The sequence below is a fragment of the Paraburkholderia sp. BR14320 genome (genome assembly GCF_040948665.1).
GTDB classification, from domain to species: Bacteria; Pseudomonadota; Gammaproteobacteria; order Burkholderiales; family Burkholderiaceae; genus Paraburkholderia; species Paraburkholderia youngii.
The window spans coordinates 151,546-170,304 of sequence record NZ_JBFPKG010000007.1 but is presented as its reverse complement, the minus strand read 5'-3'; the positions used below and the strand labels follow the sequence as shown (position 1 = coordinate 170,304).

Sequence of the window (18,759 nt, the reverse complement as noted above, 5' to 3'; positions counted from 1 at the left end):
ACATGCGCGAGGAATCGACGGTCGACTGCAAACAGCAGCCGGGCGTGATTGCGCCGGTCGTCGACCTGAAGCGTTGCGAAGGCAAGGGCGATTGCCTGGAGGTTTGCCCCGAGAATGTATTCGAGGTCCGGCGCATCGATGACATCGACTATCTCGGCCTCGACTGGATGCATCGCCTCAAGCTACGCGTGCATGGAATGAAAGTCGCCTATACACCGAACGCACAGGCCTGCCGGTCGTGCGGTCTATGTGTGGCGGCGTGCCCCGAAGGCGCAATCAAGCTCGCCAGAACGGCATAGCGGTACACGTCAAGGAGCGCATATGGCTTCATCAACCACAGATCTTCTGCGACGGCTTCACGAACAGAGTCAGACAGAGGTGATAGCGCACGCACGCGCGCAATTCCGGGGATCGAGTGAGGAGTTTCTGACTCTGTCGGAGGATTATGAAACCCTCGCGCCGCGACTCCGTGGACGATTTCTCGAAACGCTCGGACTATCCAGCGAAGATTTCGAATCGTCGCAAGGCACGCCTTTATCGTTAGCAGTGTCGGCGGAAACGGGAAGGTTTTTACGCAACATGGTGCTTTCGCACAAACCAGTTCGGATCCTCGAACTGGGCAGTTCCTGCGGGGTGTCCACGCTGTATTTCGCCGAGGCTCTTCGCATGTTAGGCCGTGGCATGGTTGTCGCGACTGAACTCGATGCTGGCAAGTGCGCACAACTTCGGGCCCATGTCGGAATGGCGGGCGTAGACGCTTATGTCGACGTGCGGGAGGGCGATGTGTTCGAGACCGTTGCCGGACTGGACGGTACTTTCGACATGGTGTTCATCGACGTATGGGCCGACAGCTATCTGGATCTGTTCAAGCGGATCGAGCGCCTGCTGCGGCCGGGGTCGATCGTTCTCGCCGACAATATGTACACAGCCGAGGACGCCGTTCGGCCATACAAGCGCTACCTCGACGACGATTCGCGCTTTTCGACCACGACGTTGAACTTTGAATCGGGGGTCGAATTTACCGTTGTCGTGTCTTAGGCAGACTTCGGTTCATGTGCTTGAACGAAAAGGCATGCAGGCGAAAACGCTCTTTCCCGGCGCGGAAAGGGCTTTGCCGGGTATTCCGCGGACGCCTTACTCAAACACACGCCAGCGGGCTTACGGAATAAGCCTCCCACCGCACACGTTTACTGCACGTATCGCGCAATGCACAAAGCGCTCATGCCATCGCACAGGCAGGGGTATCTGCTTGTCCGATGAATTGGCCGCGGCAATCGTTCGACGTCGGGCATGCGCGATATACCGCTGAAAAGGAGGGCGCCATGTATGCCACTTACAGAATCACCATCCTCGCAGGTGTGTTCGTGCTCGGGATGACATCGCATGCAAGCTGGGCGGAGCAAACCGTTGACGCAACATTGCTATCGGACTCGATCCAGCTCGGGACGCACACCGTCAAGGCGGGTCGCATCACGCTTGAAGTCAAGAATGCTGCGGGCAACAACATGGAACACGAACTCGTCGTGCTCAAGACAGATCTCTCGGACGATGCACTCCCCGTCAGCAAAGGACAGGTGCTGGAGCGCAGGCTGAATAAGATCGGGGAAGTCGAAGACATCGCGCCGGGCAAGAGCAAGCGCGTGTCCTTCAAGCTTGCGCCTGGCCACTACGCGTTAATCTGCAATAAGGCGGGACACTATGCGGCGGGAATGCACACGGCGCTTGTCGTCACGCCGTAGAGCATGCTTACTCACGAGCGAGCCACCGCAAACGTGTTCGCCTTCATTAGGTGACAGCCGCTGCGGACCCGTGGTTCTGTGCATATATGGCTGGGCGCAGAATAAAGAGCCAGCGTTTGATCAAATCGCAAAAAGGACTGCGGCTACGCAAAGTATCATGATGACCAGGCTAGCACGGTTCCTGAACGCATACACGATCGGGTCGTCATGCATCTGTCCTCGGAACGCTACCATCCAGACGCGGCTGATCCAGTACAGCACGAGAACAAAGAAGATCCAAAGCCTGTGGGGATGACGATACAACCCCGTGACGGCGTCAGAACTCATGTAGAGCGCAAGAACGAGCACCGCCACATAGCCCGCTGCGGGTCCAAACGAGCGCACGATGCTCATGTCCGCCGTGAGATAGCCTCGGCCAGACGTGGAGTCCGTACCCTCCCGCTGCATTTTGTCGAGTTCGGTATAGCGCTTCACCAGCGCGAGACTGAGGAATATCATCACCGAGAACATGATTAGCCAGTCTGACGGCACGACATCGACCGCCGCGCCCCCAGCCACGATGCGGGTGGTATAGAGCGCAGCCAGCGTGAAGACATCCACGAGCATCACCCGCTTCAGGTGGAACGAATAAGCGAGCGTCATCGCGACGTAACACGCCAGCACGAGCTGAAACGACGGCGGCAGGAAAACCGCCGCGAGGCTCGCCGACGCCAGCAACAGGACGAACAACATGCCAATGCCGCAAACCAGCGGCAACTCGCCTGAGGCAAACGGACGTTTGCACTTGCGACTATGGCGCCTGTCCGCGTCGAGATCGAGCATGTCATTCAATATATATACCGAAGACGCGCATAAACAGAACGAAAGAAATGCGATGCCGGAAACCTTCAGTGCGTCGAAGTTCGTGAAGCGATGCGACGCAAGAAGCGGCACGAAGATCAGCAGATTTTTCACCCACTGATAGACGCGCATTTCCCGTACGGTCAGTCTGAAGAGAGACCGTTTGTTATCGAAGATGACCGTGGTTTGATTCACCTTCCGCGCGGCCGACTGAATGCTCTTTCCTCCAACGACGATCGCCGTGCGCGCCTGCTTCCACACCGGCAGATCGGCTCGCGCGTTTCCGCAATAGTCGAACCCTTGTACGCCAAACTCGGCCGTCAAAGCCGACGCCTTGTTCGTGCCTGTCAGATTGATCGACTCGTTACTCGCCATCACCCCTTTGAAGAATCCGAGGTGACACGCGATCTGTTCGGCAAACCGTCGATTCCCTGCAGTGCAGAGATAGAGGTCGCGGCCGGACGCGCTCTCTTTCTTCAGGAAGTCGATCAGGCGTCGGTTGTATGGCAGGAGTGACACGTCGATTGCGGCCCGCTCGGCTATCTGCGCTTTCAGATAACCCTTTCCATGCAGCATCCATTCCAAACAATAAAGCAGATAGAGCGGATTTCGTTTGACGAGGGCGAGAAACGACTCGATCAGAAGATCGCTGTACGTCAGTGACCCGTCCAGGTCAACACAAAGTGGAATGGCAGCCATGGTGACCTCGATGGACCTGAATCTGCATCAACCTTCCTAATTTTGAGCAATGCAAAGCCGCGCGACCCATTTCTGCGTCGTCGTCCGCTCGGTCGGGTTCTCAACTTTCATGGCGTTGTAGAGGAGTCGCGGGCCAAATCGTCGGCTCTGCCAGCCACGAAGATCTACTGATTCCAGTGAATTTTTCGATTTGAGAAGCGCAACTCCGCCTGGAACCCGGCATGCTGCAGTGAAGGGCGGGCGAATGCTCCCTGCATGAAGATCGTGATCGTCATGCACTCGACCGTTGTCTGATCGCATCGACCTGTCGATAGCGTTAGCACGACAGATTCGTGCGCGGACAATGAAGCCAATCACAGGCTATCGCCTGCTCGCTGCGCCGCAGCGAAACGTTAGAACCTGCAGCGAGCATAGACGTGCCGGCTCTAAGCGTTGTGACAGGGGCCTGGAATGTGGTGATATTGGCCGATAACGTGGAACACACTCCACGTGCGGGTGCACGCCTCGACTTCGAGCGACCACCATCGATTTTCGTTACTTGTGCGGCGCTCAGACAGCAGGAAAGTGCCTTGGCTGTTCGCGCAATGCGAGCTTGTGCAGCGCCATACAAGTGCCCATAATCGGCATTGTTCGACATCGCTATCGTTTCTCTTCTACTTCGTTCATCCCAACCCCGGCCTTTTGTGTTGTCGTGGGCATGCTTCGACGCTCAGAGTGGTGACCTTGGTAGAGGGCGAGCATGCGTCGACGAACGAGGGTCTCCATCAACCAGAGAAGGCCCGTATTTCCACGATGACGAAAGACGCCATTCAGCGTGTGAACTCCACGCGGAGATCGATGAGGATGCAAGCCGCCCTCGAACGTGTGAACTGGACGCAGCTGTGCGACCAGATTCTCATCTTCGTATTCGGCTCGTCACTATACGCAGCTATCCTCTACAACTTCGACATCAATAGCGGCGTGCTGGCAGGAATCTGGGCCTTTGCCATCGTTGTAGCCGTCGTCATATATGGCTATGTTTCCCGTTTCGAATGGCGCACCACGATCGTTACGATACTATTCATCGCGGTGGTGTTGTTTGCGTTCGGATTCCTGCGAGAATTCAGTTTCGACGGCTTGAACTACCACGTCGCGACACCGCTATCGATAGACCACACCCTCAACGGCATTGCCGATACCGATGCATTGGGCGGAAGCTTCTGGGCCGAACACTACCCCAAAGCATTTGAGTATTTTGCGTACACGGCCAAGGTTCTGGCTTCGCGATTCAATAGTGGAAAGTCATTTACGCTATTGCTCAGTGTTCCTGCCTGCGCTGCTCTAATGCGTTTGCTCCAGTCGGCGGGAATATCTGCGAGAGCTTCGCTGATTGCCTCGGCTTGCTGCGTTTATAACCCGGTAGTGCTCGGCCAGGTGACGAGTTTCTATGTCGACGCTGCACATTACTTCTGCTGGCTCATCTTTTCTGTCCATTTGCTTTTCGCGCTCAAGCATAGGCCTTATTCCAGAGTTCAACTAGGTATCGCACTCGTGCTTCTGATCGGCGCCAAGCTGACAGGGCCCGCCTTCGCCGCCATCTCGATTGCTGTTCTCTTCACTGCGGCGTTTATTGGCGGCGAAAAGAGACGCTTTCTGACTCAGAACCGCGGAGTTATAGGACAGCTGGCCATCTGGTCTCTTGTCGCTGTCGCAGTGATCGGCTATTCGCCGTACGTGGAGAACATAGTCGCTGGAAAACACATTTTCTACCCCGTGCTGGGCAGCGACAAGGTCGATATCATCGGTGGAAAAGTGTCAGCAGACTTTCTTGCGATGGATCCTTTGCAGAGGATTTTCCTGTCGTATTTCTCGCTGCCGCTGGATTGCAGGCCGTGCGAGAACGCGGAGCCTACCTTTGTCCCGTCATACACCCACTTGCGCGACGCGTTTATCGCACTGCATACGACTGCTTCACGTTTCGGAGCATTTGGGCCCTTCTTCGGAGTTATGTTTATTGCGTGCATCGCTTCTTTGTTCTGGAGGAAGAGAGGCGGCGGTGAAATTGTGAAGATATTTCTTCTCGCAACGTTGGCGAGCGTCCTGCTACATCCGCAAGCGTGGTGGGCCCGCTACGTCCCGATGTTTTATTTGGTCCCATTTCTGGTCATTGCGGGATTTTCATCCGCTCGAAAGCCATTTCATATAGTAGTCGCCTTCGGCATAGCGAACTCGCTCCTCGCTGCGGCAAGCGTTACGGGCTACCTCCTGCTGAAGGAGTCGCACTACAAAAACCAGGTGGCTGCGGTGCGCACGATGTGCGGTGAAGAACCAGTATTGCTGGCATCTTCGGAGATGAATTGGGAAGCGGATTTGCGCGACGACCGTCTCGTTGTTATCGCGGCGGGAAGGCATCCGGCCGATTCGGGTTGTCCCGTTAACTTCGACGAGATGATGGTAATGAAGAAGTAGGCTATTTGAGCCCCAAACGCTGCCTGACCAACTTATGCAACTCAGGAAGAGCTTTCCGGCGCACGAAGGATTCCGGGTTCTCGATGTCGATTTCGTGAAGAGTCTGATCGGGCCCGGCTACGGGGACTGAAATCGGCACCCCGGACCTTGCGTTGTGCGGCGGTATCCAGGTTCCTACCAATCTGCCTTTTTGGCTGATGACCGAGATTTTCGACATTTCAGTTCCAGTCCTGGATATTCAGATTGTGCGGAACCGGACGCGGACCGGGATTTGTGATCGTAATCGTATAATTCAGACCGCTATTAGTCGCGATCACGCCCTGATTGACGGTCACAAGCACATCGCTGCCAATCACATCGTCGATGATATTTGGCGCTTGCACAACGACACCTCCGTCGAGCCCGCCGCCGATTGCCGTGGTCCAGGTGATCGTTTGCTCTGGCTCCAAAGTAAAAAGCCCGCCTACTGAACGATATTGAGCCATGGTGTTAGGGCCTCCAATGCTCGTTTTGCGGATATGCAAAGATCATAGTTCATTCCAGCGGCAATAGATGTCGAACGCTCGCGCCTGGCCGGGCTGAGTCCGATGCCGTCCGATTCAGCCTGCCCGCGGGGCTTTTTTGCCAATCGGATTTAGGGCTCTACAATCCAATCGCATTTCAACAAAGCAAGAGAAATTCACTCCTACCGCATTCTTCAAGCGAACAAACGCGCATGAAGCTCTATTTCAGCCGCAACTACAATCCACGTCTGGCCGTTGCCGTGGCGCGCTATTTGAACTCGCCGGTCGAGTATGAATTCGCTTCTCCGTTCTCGCCCGGCGAGCGCGAAAAGTTCATCAAGCTCAATCCAAACCTGAGCGTTCCCATTCTTGTCGAAGGGGAGGCGACGCTGTGGGAAGCGGACGCGATCGCCTGCCGGCTTTCGCGCCTCGCCGGGTCAGACTTCTGGCCGACCGGCGACACCATGCCGGACGTGATCCGCTGGATCAGTTGGGGCTACTGGAATTTCGTGCGTGCCTGCGATCAGGTTCATTTCGAACGGGTGACGAAGCAGCGTTACGGCCTCGGTCCGGTCCGGCGCGACGTGGTGGAGGCGGGGCTGAGCGAATTCGCGTCGTCGGCTGCGATTCTGGAGCGGCATCTGGCGGCCCGGGATTGGCTCGTCGGCGATGAAGTCACCTATGCCGATTTCCGCCTCGCATGCGTACTCCCGTTCGCCGAACTCGCCGGCCTGCCGCTTGCCGATTTTTCACGCGTGGAAGCGTGGCACGCGCGGCTCATGGAGATTCCCGCCTGGAAGGATCCATTCGCCGGGCTCGACGCGCCTGAACTGCCCCCGGTCGAGTCGTCTTGACAGGACGCTGTCGTCCGCGGCATCGAACGCAATGTTCGTATTGTCATCAGCTGGGGCTGTTGCCTTTTAGTCTCGCGTGTCGGTGGATTGCGTTTGGCTCTTCGCGGGTAGTGTCCATCTGGATCGAAAGGAAGTCCGTGGAAGCGCGTTGGGCTACACAGCGACACGCAGACCAGCACATTAACGTTTCTTAGTTGAGTTTAGCTAAATTAGCTTTTCTCATTCCGGCGTTGCCCGCACACTTGCGACATCCGACTTTTCATGTCCCCGATCCGACGCCGCAATTGATCTGATCCAGTGGACGATCCCGTCGACCCGTCTTTGCACCTATGCAAGGTGAGGAGGCCGTCATGGCTATCTATACCGGGAAGTTTGCCAGGTTCTATAGCGCAATTCATCATCGCCGTGAACCGGTCATCTACGCATCCACGATAGATGCCAGCAATAGACTGGCACTCTTTGCAGCGCTTGCTGAAAATCCGTCGTCGGCAGAAGAGCTTGCAGACATAACCAAAACAGAAGTCTGTTGCGTGCGCGAGTGGTTGGCCGACTTCGCCGCTTCTGACTATCTCCAGTACGATGCCGCTAGCGAGCGGTACTGGATGACCGAACAGCAGGCATATGCGCTCGCCGACAAACCCGGCAATGCCTACATCAAAGACGCATTTGCAGCGTGGCGCAAATCGCAGCTATTCGGGAGATGACGCAAAGCGATCGTCAACGAACTGATTGGGCCCGTCTCAGCTAGAGATAGCTCGTACCTGTCGCGATGCCGCCTGCATCCGTTGTAACTTCTGTTTTTCCAACCATTGCAGCGATTCCTGCACGACCTCGGGCGGAACTTCATTAAAGGACGCGTTGCGAATCAGCGCTTCGCTTGCGGCAATGTCGTTGAACTGCCCCAGCTTGTTCTGCACGGATGTCAGTTCCTTGATGGTGCGACCGTGTCCGCCTTTGATAACCGGTTGAAAAAACTCCAGCAGGTACCTCAGTTTTTTGCCTGCCTTTCTGACATCGTGGAGATCCTCCTCGTGGGTTTCCACGCTAAGTGCAGCGCGTTTGCTGCGCTTTTGAAGTGCGCGCTGCGCTAAACGGACCCGCTTTTCGGCGAACGCCCGAATGGGTAGACCGTCGCAGCGCGACAGCAGTGTGGTTTGCGCGCGAAGCAGGGCATCGTTCAGGAACGCTTCGACGTCGTCGCTTTTGATCATCGTTTGACTATGCACTACCGCCTGCGCTCGCCTCTCGCGCGCCGCGGCCACCAGCGGTTCGATCGAGGCGCCGGACTGCTGGGCGGCTTTCAACAGATCGCCTGCTATGTCCCAGTCACGCGTTCCGCCTGCGACGGCCGCAAGACGCTTGAATTCTTCTGTGGCTCGAGCGGTCGATTCGTCTCCGAGGTACGGGGAGTACGCCCAGTACAAAGCCCGAAGCTTTCTGAAAGCAACGCGAAGCTGATGAAACCCTTCTGCGTCGCTCTGCGTGGATAGCTCTTTTGCCCTTTGCACGGCTTCAGCCACCACCGGCGTCGCGAGCGAGGAGAAGGTACTGGCGATGGAACTGGTTTTAGACAGTGATGAACCGGCCGTCCGGCGGTTGACCTTGAAGAGCGCATTCGGCCGTGGCAAGGACCAGTCACCATCCATATCCATTGCAGCCTCGAGTCGGAAAAAAATATACTGCCGAGACCTTACCACAGGGAGCTTCGACCGCCGCGATTGTGACGCGCTGATGACAGGCTTTGACGTGCCGCGCGTTCACAGTCCTCGCTTCGAAAACATCACCGCATTCTGCGGTTCTGTATTAGCATGCTCAACTATGTCTGATAACGCCCGATACGCCGCCGCGTCGTGAGCGTCTTGAGAGCATCCAGGGCATAAGTGGGAGTTCGGTTTGAAGAAGCGCGCCACCGTGATCTGTCGCAGAGGTAAGCGAATCCTTCTGGTCGCACGTAGTGCATCAAAGTGGGCTTTGCCGGGCGGGATTCTTAAGCGCGGCGAGCACCGCACCGACGCCGCACTTCGGGAACTCAAGGAAGAAACACAACTCTCCGGGAAGTCGGCGAAGCACCTATTCGACTTCCGCGGCAAGCAGAAGCACCATCACGTGTTTTTCTGCGAAATTCCAAATCGCGCCAAAGCTCGCCCGAGTAACGAAATATCCAGGTGTCGCTGGTTTCACCTGGATGATATTCCTCGCCTCGTGACTAGCGGGCCGACAACCGATATCGTGAAGCTGATGAATCAGCGGCGCAGGAAGTAGCCCTGCCGGCAGTCAGGCGAGCGAGACCGGCGCACCAGCCTCGCTCCAATTTCAAAGTCCCGCCAACTACGCCGCCAACTTCAGCGCCTGCGCAAAATCGGCAATCAGGTCGTCGATATCCTCGATGCCTGCCGAGAGCCGTAGCATGCCGTCGGAAATGCCCATCGCCTTGCGCGTTTCCGGCCCGGCTTCGAAAAAGATCGTCGGCGCAACGGGAATGATCAGCGTGCGCGTGTCGCCGAGACCGGTCGCCTTGACCGGCAGCTTGAGCGCGTTGACGACTTCGATCATGCGATCCGCGTTGAGCAACTCGAACGACAACAGCCACGACGCGCCTTTGAACAGCGTCTGAGCGATCTCGTATTGCGGATGGCTCTTCAGGCCAGGATAGAACACTTTGCCGATCGCATCGTGCCCCTCGAGAAACTGCGCGAGCGCGAGCGCATTGTCGCTGCTCTGTTTCACGCGCAAGGCGAGCGTTTCCGCGCCCATCGCGATCGAGTGCGCCTGCTCGGACGACAGTGACGCCCCCATGTCCCGCAGGCCCTTCTTGCGGATCTGCAGAAGCCCCTGATCCTTCGCCGCCGAGCGCCGATAGTCGTCGGCGATATTCGGATACGCACTCCAATCGAACAGGCCCGTATCCGTCACCGCGCCACCGAGCGCGGCGCCATGACCCGCGATGGTCTTCGTCAGCGAGTTGATGACGAGGCTCGCGCCGACCGCCTTTGGCTTGAACAATGCGGGCGAGGTAATCGTGTTGTCGACCACGTATGCGATGCCGCGCTCGCGGCACACGTCACCGATGCCTTGCAGATCCGGAATCTGCGTGCCCGGATTCGCGATGGTCTCGACGAACACCATGCGCGTATTCGGCCGGATTGCGTTCTTCACGTCGTCGAGGTTGCACGCGTCGACGGTCGTGACTTCGACGCCGAGCGCCCGCAATGTGCCGAACAAACTGTTGGTGTTGCCGAACACGTAGCGGCTCGACACCAGATGATCGCCCGCGCGCAGCAGCGTGAGGAACGTCGCGGTGATGCCGGCCATGCCGGTGCTGAAGCACACCGTGCCGACGCCTTCTTCGAGGCTGGTGATTTTGCGCTCGAGCGCGGCGGTGGTGGGGGTGCCCTGCCGTGCGTAATTGAAGCCGCCTTTCTTCGTGCCCTGGAACACGCCGATCAGGTCCTCGACGCGCTCGAAACCATATTGCACGGACGTATGAACTGGCTGACGCAAGGCGCCGTGCTCAGTGCCCGCGATTCTGTCGCCGTGAACGATGCCAGTGGTGAAACCTTGCTTGTCCATTCCTTCTCCGCCTTTTTCAGATCGATTGCTTCCGACCGATTATCGCCTGTAACCGTGCGCCGGCGAAGTCTTTAGCGTCCCGCCGGGCGGCGCCGGGCGCTCCGAATGGGCAAAACGCGCTCGGCGATGTTGCGCTGCGGGGTTGACTAGCCCCGGTGGCACGCACAGGCTTTAAGTCTCCATGGATCAGCACTGGAGGAAACGTGGCCATGCCGGATCATCCAGGCAGTAAGCCGAATACGGCGCGCATCATTGCCGCACAGGCGAGTCCGTGCGACGAGCTCGTCATCCGCACACAGCCCCTCACGATTGACCGCCCGTGCCGGCGCAAGCGGCTCGCGCTCGCCGCGACCATCGCTGGTTCGAGCATGGCGTTCGTCGATGGCTCCGTCGTCAACGTCGCGTTGCCGTCCATTCAAAGCGAACTCGGCGCGAGCGTCGCGGCGATGCAGTGGGTCGTCAACGCGTATCTGCTGTTTCTCGGCTCGCTCGTGCTGGTCGGCGGATCGATGGGCGACAAACTCGGCCGGCGCACGGTGTTCATTGCGGGCGTCGGGCTTTTCACGCTGGCGTCGGCCGCTTGCGGGTTTGCACCGAATGCGTCTGCGCTGGTCGCCGCGCGCGCGGTTCAGGGCATCGGCGCGTCACTGCTCGTGCCCAGCAGTCTCGCGATTATCGGCGCGGTGTTCGACGACGCCGCGCGCGGACGGGCGATCGGCACCTGGGCCGGCGTCGGCGCGATCACGTCGGCCGTGGGGCCGGTGGCGGGCGGCTGGCTCGTCGACGCGTGGTCGTGGCGCGCGATCTTCTTCCTGAACGTCCCGCTTGCGGCGCTGACGATCGCGCTCGCGATATTGGCGGTGCCCAACAGCCACCGGGCCGATGCGCCTCGACAGCTCGACTGGCCCGGCGCACTGAGCGCGGCCACGGGACTCGCCGCGCTGACCTTCGGCCTGACCGAGGCGTCGGCGCGTGGCTTCGCGCATCCGCTCGTATTCGGTGCGATTGGCGCCGGCGTGCTGATACTCGCCGCATTCGTGATCATCGAAGCGCGCAGCCCCAACCCGATGGTTCCGCTCGACCTGTTTCGCTCGCGCGACTTCACCGGTGCCAACCTCGTCACCCTGCTGCTTTACTTCGGCCTTGGCGGTGCGTTCTTCTTCCTGCCGTTCACGCTGATCCGCGCGCATGGCTTCACCGCGACCCAAGCGGGCGCGGCGCTGTTGCCGGTGCCTTTCATCATCGGATTGCTATCGCGCTTCACCGGCGGTCTGACGAGCCGCTTCGGTGCGCGTGCGCTGCTGACCGTTGGCCCGGCCGTAGCCGGAATGGGCTTCACGCTGCTGGCGCTGCCGTTCGTGCGCGGCAGCTACTTGACTGGATTTTTCCCCGCGCTCGTCGTGCTCGGGCTCGGCATGACGATCACCGTCGCGCCGCTCACCACGACCGTGATGGGCGCGGTGCCGAGCGACCGCACAGGCGTGGCGTCCGGCATCAACAACGCGGTTGCGCGCGTGGCGGGCTTGCTGGCGATTGCGGTGCTCGGCATCGTCTTCGTGTGGTCGCATCACGCGGCGCTATCGGCGCGCCTCGACGAACTGCACGTACCGCAAGATGCGCGCCAGAGCGGTCAACTGCTGGCGCCGGTCGAGCAAGCGGGAGCGCCAGCGGGCGCCTCGCCTGCGCCGCGCGACGCAGCCGTGGCGCGTGCGCAAGCCGATTCGATGACCGACGCGCTGCGCGCCGTCGCGCTCGTCTGCGCCGCGTGTGCGTTCGCCGGAGCGGGGCTGGCGATGGCCACCCTCCAGCCGATGAATCGGGCGGCGGTAGCGCGCCCGCAGTGAAAGTCGAAGCTCAGTGGTGAACGGGCCGTACCGGCGACCCCGTCGGCCGGATCACCGCGGCCGCTCGCGCCTCGATTCTTTCCGCTGACGAAGTAGGCTGATGCGGAATGGTTGCGCTGTCGTACCCGTTCATTTGTTCATCGATGACGAAGTCCGCGACTCTCATCGCGTCCATGTCGTTGCCGTCCACGTCGTTCCACTCGCGAATCGCGCGATTGACCTTGGTTAGCGCGGTGACGGCGAGCAGGATCGCGTCGGTCTCGGTGATCTTGCCTTCGAGATCATCGACGAGGTAATCCGCAACCCGCAGCGCCGCGCCGATCAGATTGCTGTCGTCGCTCAAGTCCGTCAATACCGCATGAACCACTGCGAGGCAAGCATCTTTGCGTGCAAGTGCGATGTCTGTCATGAGGTTCTCCAGAGTCGAGGTGCCAGCACAATTTACTCCGAGTGCTCGCGGCATGTCGAATGCGCCCGCGGCGAAGCCGCCACCGCGTTGCCTTTACCAGCGCTGGTGGACGTGGGGCGCGATATGGTGCTGATAGATTTCCCGGACCCGCTGCATGAGCTCGTCGGACAGCGGCGCGAGGTTCGCGGCCGATACGTTCGACGCCGCCTGTGCCGCGTTTTTACTGCCAGGGATGATGACGGAGACGGCATCCTCCATCAGGATCCAGCGCAGGGCCAGCTGCGCCATGGAGGCGTCCACGGGTACGAGGCCGCGCAGTTCGTCGACCGCCTTCAACGCGACGTCGTAGGGCACGCCGGAGAACGTTTCGCCGACATCGAACGCCTCGCCATGCCGATTGAATGCCCGATGATCGTCCGACGCGAAAACCGATTCCGCAGACAGCTTGCCCGTGAGCATGCCGCTCGCCAGAGGCACTCGCGCGATCACCGCAACGTCTTTCTTTTGCGCCTGCCTGAAGAACAGATCGGCGGGACGCTGACGGAACATGTTGTAGATGATCTGCACCGAAACCACATTCGGATATTCGATCGCCTTCAGCGCTTCTTCGACCTTTTCGACCGACACGCCGTAATAGCGGATCTTGCCGGCGGCGACGAAGTCGTCCATCGCGTCGAACACTTCGGGACGGTAGTAGACCTCGGTCGGCGGGCAATGCAGTTGCACCAGGTCGAGCGTGTCGACGCCGAGGTTCGCGCGGCTCCGGTCGATGAACGCTTCGAGTTCGCGCTTGTTCAGATAGCCGCTGGTCACATGCGGGTCGAGTCGGCGCCCGAGCTTCGTGGCGACGATGGGACGTTCGCCGCCTCGTTGCCGCAGCACGTCCCGGATGATCCGTTCCGAGCGACCGTCGCCGTAGACATCGGCGGTGTCGATGAACGTGACACCGTTATCGAGCGCGGCGTTCAGCGCGGCCTTGGCGTCATCTTCCGCAACGCTGCCCCACGAGCCGCCGATCGCCCATGCCCCAAAACCGATTTCAGACACATTCCAGCCGGTACGACCAAATTTTCTCGTCGAAAGCGTCATTTGGATGCTCATCCTCTGTATTTGCGAAGTTACGTCGCAGGTGCTTCATTACCCTTGCGGGAGTGCCGGCGACCTTGGTACGTAGTGTAGCAAGCGGACGGGGGGCGTATGATTGCCACGGCATCGAAACGGCCGCTCTGACAACAGGACGTGGAACCGGAATAAAGGTGGCGCAATGACAACCAACGCAGGTTCTGACCACATCGCGAACGAGGCCATCACGCCATCGGGAACCGCGCTTATCGTGATGCACTACCAGACCGACATTCTCGGACTGTTTCCATCGGTCGCGCCGGCGTTGCTCGCCAATACGCGCAGGTTATGCGACGCGGCCCGCGCCAAAGGCGTTAGCGTCTATTTCGCCAATCTCCGGTTCAGTCCGGGCTATCCGGAAGTCAGCCCGTTGAACAGGAATGGGCAGGGAATCAAAAGACTTGGCCTGTTCCTCGAAGACCGGACCGCGCCGGAGTTGGGCCAGCAGGCCAACGAACCGCTCGTCATCGCGCATCGTGCGAGCGTGTTCTTCGGCACTGATCTGGAGGCGAGACTTTCCGCGCAAGGTATCGATTCGCTGATCATGGTCGGCATCGCGTCGACCGGAGTCGTGCTTTCCTCGGTCGCGTACGCGAGCGACGCCGACTTCCGCCTGTACACGGTCAAGGATTGCTGCTACGACCCGGACCAGGTGGTCCATGAACATTTGTTTGCAACCGCATTCGATTCACGCACCACGGTGCTGTCACTGGCGGACGCTTTACTGCTGCTCGCGTAGACCGATACCGACGACTCGACCCGTCGCTTCGGCATGTGATTTGCTGATCGAAACCGGAAGACCAACCCACCAGGCGACAAACCGTGGCGCCGAAAGCATCGGACATCAGCTCGTTTCAGATTTTCGAGAGCGTCGTCATCCGCCTCTACGACGGCGGGGTGCTATCGCCGGCCGTGCTCGAACGTGTCGTCGGCGCTTTCGCACAAGCGAATGTCGACTGGCGTGGCACCGTGCAGGGCCGTTCCGTAGATGGCCGTTCACTGCACGAAATCGTCGCGCTGACGATGCTGCCCGGACAGCCGCTTCGATCGGCATCGGCATCCTTCATGTCCGTGATCGAACACATCGCGGGCGTCGCCTCGCAAGCCGAACCGAAGCCCGCGAGACGCGGTAGAAAAGCCGTACCGCCGGCGGATGAAACGGAAGCGGAAACGCAGACGGAAACGCGGACGGAAACGGCAGCGGAATCGCAAGAACTGCTTGCGCAATTGTCCGGCAACGAACCATCCGGCAAGCGCCGCCGCGCGAACCAACAACCGGATCGGCCCGCGAGCCCGCACGGCTACAACCCGTTCGTCAACGCCCGGCCGCCGCGCTCGAAGAAGCCGTGAACCCGGGCGCGGCTCGCTTCGCAAGCGCCTGGCGCTGGCGAGCCTCGATCCCAATTCCCACGCTGCCGTACACTATCCGCTGGCCGCATCGCCCGCGGCCGGCCAGCGCAAACCCATGCTCACTCCACCCGATCCCGCCAACTGGCTAACCGCCTGCCGCGATGCCGAAACCGGCATCGAAAGTCTGCGCGCGCATTTCAGCGGCCATGCGTACGATCCGCACGATCACGACGACATGTTGATCGGCTACACCGAGCAGGGCGTGCAACGCTTCCAGTGTCATCGGTCGTTGCACACGAGCGTGCCGGGCCGCGCGATCCTGATCGAGCCCGGCGCACTGCATGACGGCCACGCGCCCGAGGCGGGCGGCTTCACGTACGCGATGCTGTATCTGCCGCAAGCCTGGGTCGAGCGCGCGGCGCGCCGGCTCGACTTGCCGGGGCTGGCCGGCGTCGAAGCGGCGTTTGGCCATACGCTCGTCGATGACCGTGCGCTCGTCGATGCGATCCGCCAGGCGTTCGTCGCGATTCACGGCAACGAGGGCCGGCTCGCGCGCGACCAGGCGCTCGATCGTCTGCTGCTGCGACTCGGCGCACAGTTGCGCGACGCGCCGCTCACCGGCGACGCCGCCGCGTCGCCCGCGATCGCGCGGGTGCGCGAGCTGTTGCACGAACAGATGGACGGCAATCTCGGGCTCGACGAACTCGCCGAACTTGCCGGCATCGACCGGTTCAGGTTGACGCGTCTGTTTCAGCGCGCGTTCGGCACGTCGCCGCACGCGTATCTGGTGCGCCTGCGCCTGCGCGCCGCGCGGCGCCTGCTCGCCGCCGGGCGCACGCCCGCTCAGGTCGCGGCCGAAGTCGGCTTCGCCGACCAGAGCCATCTCGGCCGCTGGTTCCGTCGCGCGTACCGGATGACGCCAGCCGCGTACCGGCAGATGTGCACAAACGTTCCAGACTGATTGCGCGGCATCGTCGATCATGAGCGGCTCAACGAGGAGTCATCATGTTCGATACCAAAGTGGCGCTGATCGTGCGCAGCGATCTCGCGGTCTGGCAGAAGCTCAATGTGGTCGCGTTTCTCGCGACCGGCGTCGCGGCCGCGGCGCCCGATGCGCTGGGCGAGCCCTACGAGGATGCCGCCGGGCACCGCTACGGCCGCATGCTCGGCCAGCCGATGATGGTGTTCGCCGCCGACCGCTCCGGTCTGCAAGGTGCGCATCGGCAGGCGCTGTCGCGCGAGCTCAGAATCGTGCCGTATGTGCACGCGATGTTTTCGACGGGGCATGACGCGGCGAACCGCGCAGTGTTTCGCGCCGAGGACGCGGCGAATCTCGACCTCGTCGGTCTTGCGCTGCACGGACCGAAGAAAGCCGTCGACAAGGCCGTGAAAGGTTTGGCCTTGCACGAATGAGTCGACGAGTGAAAAGAGAAACGTTTGCCGCGCCGGACGTGAATTGCGTTAAAACAAAAAAAAGCTTATTCGGCGAATGCACAAGGCATCAATTGCCCTTCATTTGACATCGTTTCGAGTCTCGAAGCGGTATTGCGTCAAAGCGCCGGTCTATCCAACGGGCATAGAACGGAAAGGCACAAGTAACGCACCCCCTCTATAGCGGATCGTGTCGCCGTCGTGGTAATGCGATTGCAAGTCTTTGTCGGGAAACGAATTGTCGGCGATTGCGCCAATGCGGTCGCCAACTCGTTTCAAACTATTCTTTGCAAAAACGGCTTTCTATAGCATGGACATGCTCGCAAGAAAACCTTGCGTATACGTTTCAACCGGAATTTAACCTCAGTGAGAATTGAATCTGTTGATGTTACACTGCAAGCCGCTGGAGCCATTCTGGCAAAGGGCTTTGGTGTTTCCGGCTCAATTTTGGTTTGAAACGCGTCCACGACTTGTCGCTGGTGTCGTGCGTGCGGCAGCCATTCACTGGACTTCTCCAACACCCTGCTGCGTTCCCGGATTCCTCAGGTACTAATACCGTGTACTCTCAAACGCAAATCGACCCGGTGGTCAGCTTCCGCAACTCGCAGCGCGAGCATGTGCGTGGGACGATCATTAACCTCCAGAGAAAGTCTTTGGTCATGGAGGTCTATAACCCTTATTCCATCGTGCAGGTCAGCGAGGTCTTAAGCGAGCTGAGCGTGCGCATGGGCACCAAGAATGCCTATCTCGGCAAGGCGGTGGTGGTGAGTCTGGTGAACACCGGTCTGACCGCGGTGGTTTCACTGGCACTCATCGACGAATGGCGCGAGCTGAGCGTTCTGCCCAATGAAGCGAAGTCGGTCGGCCGGGAAGCAGAACTCTTTATTAGCGACTGGGACGCGCGCTTCAATATCCGCCGCGACTATCAGATCGTCGTGAACGAGATGCGCGCGTTCCTGTCGGAAGTGTCGCGCTGGGTGGAGCAGGTCGACCTGACCGAGAGCTTGCCGAAGAGCGAAGGCGGCAGGCTGCGCGAGGACCTGTTCTACGAGCTCGCCACGCCGATCATGCTCAAGATCAAGTTCTATCTCGACCGTCTCGAGGAAGAGGCCGAGCGCGTCGACGCGGAGATCGCACCCGTGCATCGCACGTACGCGCAATCAGCGCTGCATCCGTTGCTGCTGCGCGCGCCGTTCGTCTACCGCACCTTCACGAAGCCGCTCGGCTATGCCGGCGACTACGAGATGGTCAATCAGATCCTCAGCGATCCGCAACAGGGGCCGACCACTTACTTCCAGATCGTCAATACCGCGTTCCTGCAGGCGGCGGTCGCAACCGCGCACCGCAACCGCATCAAGCTGCTGATCGACTTTCTGACGCGGCAGGCCGAGGCGGCGCGCGCGGCCGGCAGACCGTTCCGCATCCTCAACGTCGGTTGCGGGCCCGCTTTCGAGATCCAGCGCTTCGTGCGTGAGTATCCGCATCCGGAGCTGCTGTCGTTCGAGCTGGTCGACTTCAGCGAGGAAACGCTCGCTTTTACGAAGGACGCGATCGACAGCTCGGCACACGCCGCGGGCCATAAAGTCTCGGTGCAAATGGTGCATCAGTCGGTGCACGACCTGCTCAAGCGTAAGATTTCAACGGACCCGTCCGCGCGCGAATTCGACGCGGTGTACTGCGCCGGTCTGTTCGACTATCTGTCGGACAAGGTCTGCGCACGTCTGCTCAGTTACTTTGCCGCTCGCACCCGACCCGGCGGCCACTTGCTGGTCACCAACGTCCATTCCGCGAATCCGGAGAAGTACGGGATGGAGCATCTGCTCGAGTGGTACCTGATCTATCGGAACGAGAGCGGCATGAGCTCGCTGCTTCCCCCCAACTCCACTGACCAGAAGCTCTACGTCGACGAGACCGGGGTGAATGTGTTCGCGGAAGCAACGATCCTCTGAA

At 59.9% G+C, this 18,759-nt stretch carries 19 protein-coding genes; 13 read left to right on the top strand and 6 right to left on the bottom strand.

Annotated elements, in window-relative coordinates; genetic code table 11:
- Positions 1-2 precede the first annotated feature (2 nt).
- The 3 genes from AB3X89_RS10105 to AB3X89_RS10095 all read left to right on the top strand — a co-directional run bounded on the left by AB3X89_RS10105 (position 3) and on the right by AB3X89_RS10095 (position 1,739).
- Positions 3-299, top strand: coding sequence for a 4Fe-4S dicluster domain-containing protein (locus tag AB3X89_RS10105; protein ID WP_368583140.1), 297 nt, complete (start codon positions 3-5; stop codon positions 297-299).
- Between the two features lie 22 nt (positions 300-321).
- Entirely contained in the window at positions 322-1,038 is a 717-nt protein-coding gene (locus tag AB3X89_RS10100) for an O-methyltransferase (RefSeq protein WP_368583139.1), read from the top strand.
- A 284-nt stretch (positions 1,039-1,322) separates the two neighbouring features.
- A complete protein-coding gene (locus tag AB3X89_RS10095; protein WP_368583138.1) occupies positions 1,323-1,739 on the top strand; it encodes a plastocyanin/azurin family copper-binding protein in 417 nt (138 codons plus the stop codon).
- A 120-nt stretch (positions 1,740-1,859) separates the two neighbouring features.
- Here AB3X89_RS10095 and AB3X89_RS10090 read toward each other — a convergent pair whose 3' ends face one another.
- Positions 1,860-3,278 carry a UbiA family prenyltransferase gene (locus AB3X89_RS10090; RefSeq protein WP_368583137.1) on the bottom strand — a complete coding sequence of 473 codons (1,419 nt, stop codon included), beginning with the start codon at positions 3,276-3,278 and terminating at the stop codon, positions 1,860-1,862.
- Between the two features lie 843 nt (positions 3,279-4,121).
- Here AB3X89_RS10090 and AB3X89_RS10085 point away from each other — a divergent pair.
- Positions 4,122-5,726 carry a hypothetical protein gene (locus tag AB3X89_RS10085; protein ID WP_368583136.1) on the top strand — a complete coding sequence of 535 codons (1,605 nt, stop codon included), beginning with the start codon at positions 4,122-4,124 and terminating at the stop codon, positions 5,724-5,726.
- Positions 5,727-5,944: 218 nt separating this feature from the next.
- Here the strand turns inward: AB3X89_RS10085 and AB3X89_RS10080 are convergent, their stop codons facing one another.
- On the bottom strand, positions 5,945-6,211 hold the full coding sequence (locus tag AB3X89_RS10080; RefSeq protein WP_368583135.1) for a hypothetical protein: 267 nt from the start codon (positions 6,209-6,211) through the stop codon (positions 5,945-5,947).
- Between the two features lie 230 nt (positions 6,212-6,441).
- Between AB3X89_RS10080 and AB3X89_RS10075 the strand changes: the two genes are divergently transcribed.
- Both AB3X89_RS10075 and AB3X89_RS10070 read left to right on the top strand, forming a co-directional pair.
- Positions 6,442-7,083 (top strand): glutathione S-transferase family protein, encoded by a 642-nt coding sequence (locus AB3X89_RS10075; RefSeq protein WP_368583134.1) that lies wholly within the window; start codon positions 6,442-6,444, stop codon positions 7,081-7,083.
- A 350-nt stretch (positions 7,084-7,433) separates the two neighbouring features.
- Positions 7,434-7,787 carry a hypothetical protein gene (locus tag AB3X89_RS10070; RefSeq protein ID WP_368583133.1) on the top strand — a complete coding sequence of 118 codons (354 nt, stop codon included), beginning with the start codon at positions 7,434-7,436 and terminating at the stop codon, positions 7,785-7,787.
- A gap of 36 nt (positions 7,788-7,823) precedes the next feature.
- On the opposite strand, the gene AB3X89_RS10065 is transcribed toward AB3X89_RS10070, so the two are convergent.
- Positions 7,824-8,735: a CHAD domain-containing protein gene (locus AB3X89_RS10065; protein ID WP_368583132.1), complete on the bottom strand. Its 912-nt coding sequence runs from the start codon at positions 8,733-8,735 to the stop codon at positions 7,824-7,826.
- Between the two features lie 241 nt (positions 8,736-8,976).
- On the opposite strand from AB3X89_RS10065, the gene AB3X89_RS10060 reads away from it, so the two are divergent.
- Positions 8,977-9,345, top strand: coding sequence for an NUDIX hydrolase (locus tag AB3X89_RS10060; RefSeq protein ID WP_368583131.1), 369 nt, complete (start codon positions 8,977-8,979; stop codon positions 9,343-9,345).
- Positions 9,346-9,411: 66 nt separating this feature from the next.
- Here AB3X89_RS10060 and AB3X89_RS10055 read toward each other — a convergent pair whose 3' ends face one another.
- Positions 9,412-10,653: a cystathionine gamma-synthase family protein gene (locus AB3X89_RS10055; protein ID WP_368583130.1), complete on the bottom strand. Its 1,242-nt coding sequence runs from the start codon at positions 10,651-10,653 to the stop codon at positions 9,412-9,414.
- A 209-nt stretch (positions 10,654-10,862) separates the two neighbouring features.
- Here AB3X89_RS10055 and AB3X89_RS10050 point away from each other — a divergent pair, with 209 nt between their 5' ends.
- The gene (locus AB3X89_RS10050) at positions 10,863-12,497 is read left to right on the top strand and encodes a DHA2 family efflux MFS transporter permease subunit (RefSeq protein WP_368583129.1); all 1,635 of its coding nucleotides are present in this window, start codon (positions 10,863-10,865) and stop codon (positions 12,495-12,497) included.
- Between the two features lie 10 nt (positions 12,498-12,507).
- On the opposite strand, the gene AB3X89_RS10045 is transcribed toward AB3X89_RS10050, so the two are convergent.
- Positions 12,508-12,906, bottom strand: coding sequence for a hypothetical protein (locus AB3X89_RS10045; RefSeq protein ID WP_368583128.1), 399 nt, complete (start codon positions 12,904-12,906; stop codon positions 12,508-12,510).
- Between the two features lie 93 nt (positions 12,907-12,999).
- A complete protein-coding gene (locus AB3X89_RS10040) occupies positions 13,000-13,995 on the bottom strand; it encodes an aldo/keto reductase (protein WP_368583127.1) in 996 nt (331 codons plus the stop codon).
- Between the two features lie 175 nt (positions 13,996-14,170).
- Here AB3X89_RS10040 and AB3X89_RS10035 point away from each other — a divergent pair, with 175 nt between their 5' ends.
- From AB3X89_RS10035 to AB3X89_RS10015, 5 genes are all read left to right on the top strand, one after another.
- Complete coding sequence (locus tag AB3X89_RS10035; RefSeq protein WP_368583126.1) at positions 14,171-14,767, top strand: isochorismatase family cysteine hydrolase; 597 nt, start codon at positions 14,171-14,173, stop codon at positions 14,765-14,767.
- 83 nt (positions 14,768-14,850) lie between these two features.
- Positions 14,851-15,378, top strand: a complete 528-nt coding sequence (locus AB3X89_RS10030; RefSeq protein WP_368583125.1) for a hypothetical protein — start codon at positions 14,851-14,853, stop codon at positions 15,376-15,378.
- A 115-nt stretch (positions 15,379-15,493) separates the two neighbouring features.
- Positions 15,494-16,339, top strand: a complete 846-nt coding sequence (locus tag AB3X89_RS10025; protein WP_368583124.1) for an AraC family ligand binding domain-containing protein — start codon at positions 15,494-15,496, stop codon at positions 16,337-16,339.
- 44 nt (positions 16,340-16,383) lie between these two features.
- Positions 16,384-16,791 carry a DUF2000 domain-containing protein gene (locus tag AB3X89_RS10020; RefSeq protein WP_013092622.1) on the top strand — a complete coding sequence of 136 codons (408 nt, stop codon included), beginning with the start codon at positions 16,384-16,386 and terminating at the stop codon, positions 16,789-16,791.
- A 575-nt stretch (positions 16,792-17,366) separates the two neighbouring features.
- Entirely contained in the window at positions 17,367-18,758 is a 1,392-nt protein-coding gene (locus tag AB3X89_RS10015) for a class I SAM-dependent methyltransferase (protein WP_368583123.1), read from the top strand.
- The last annotated feature ends 1 nt before the right edge of the window (position 18,759 follow it).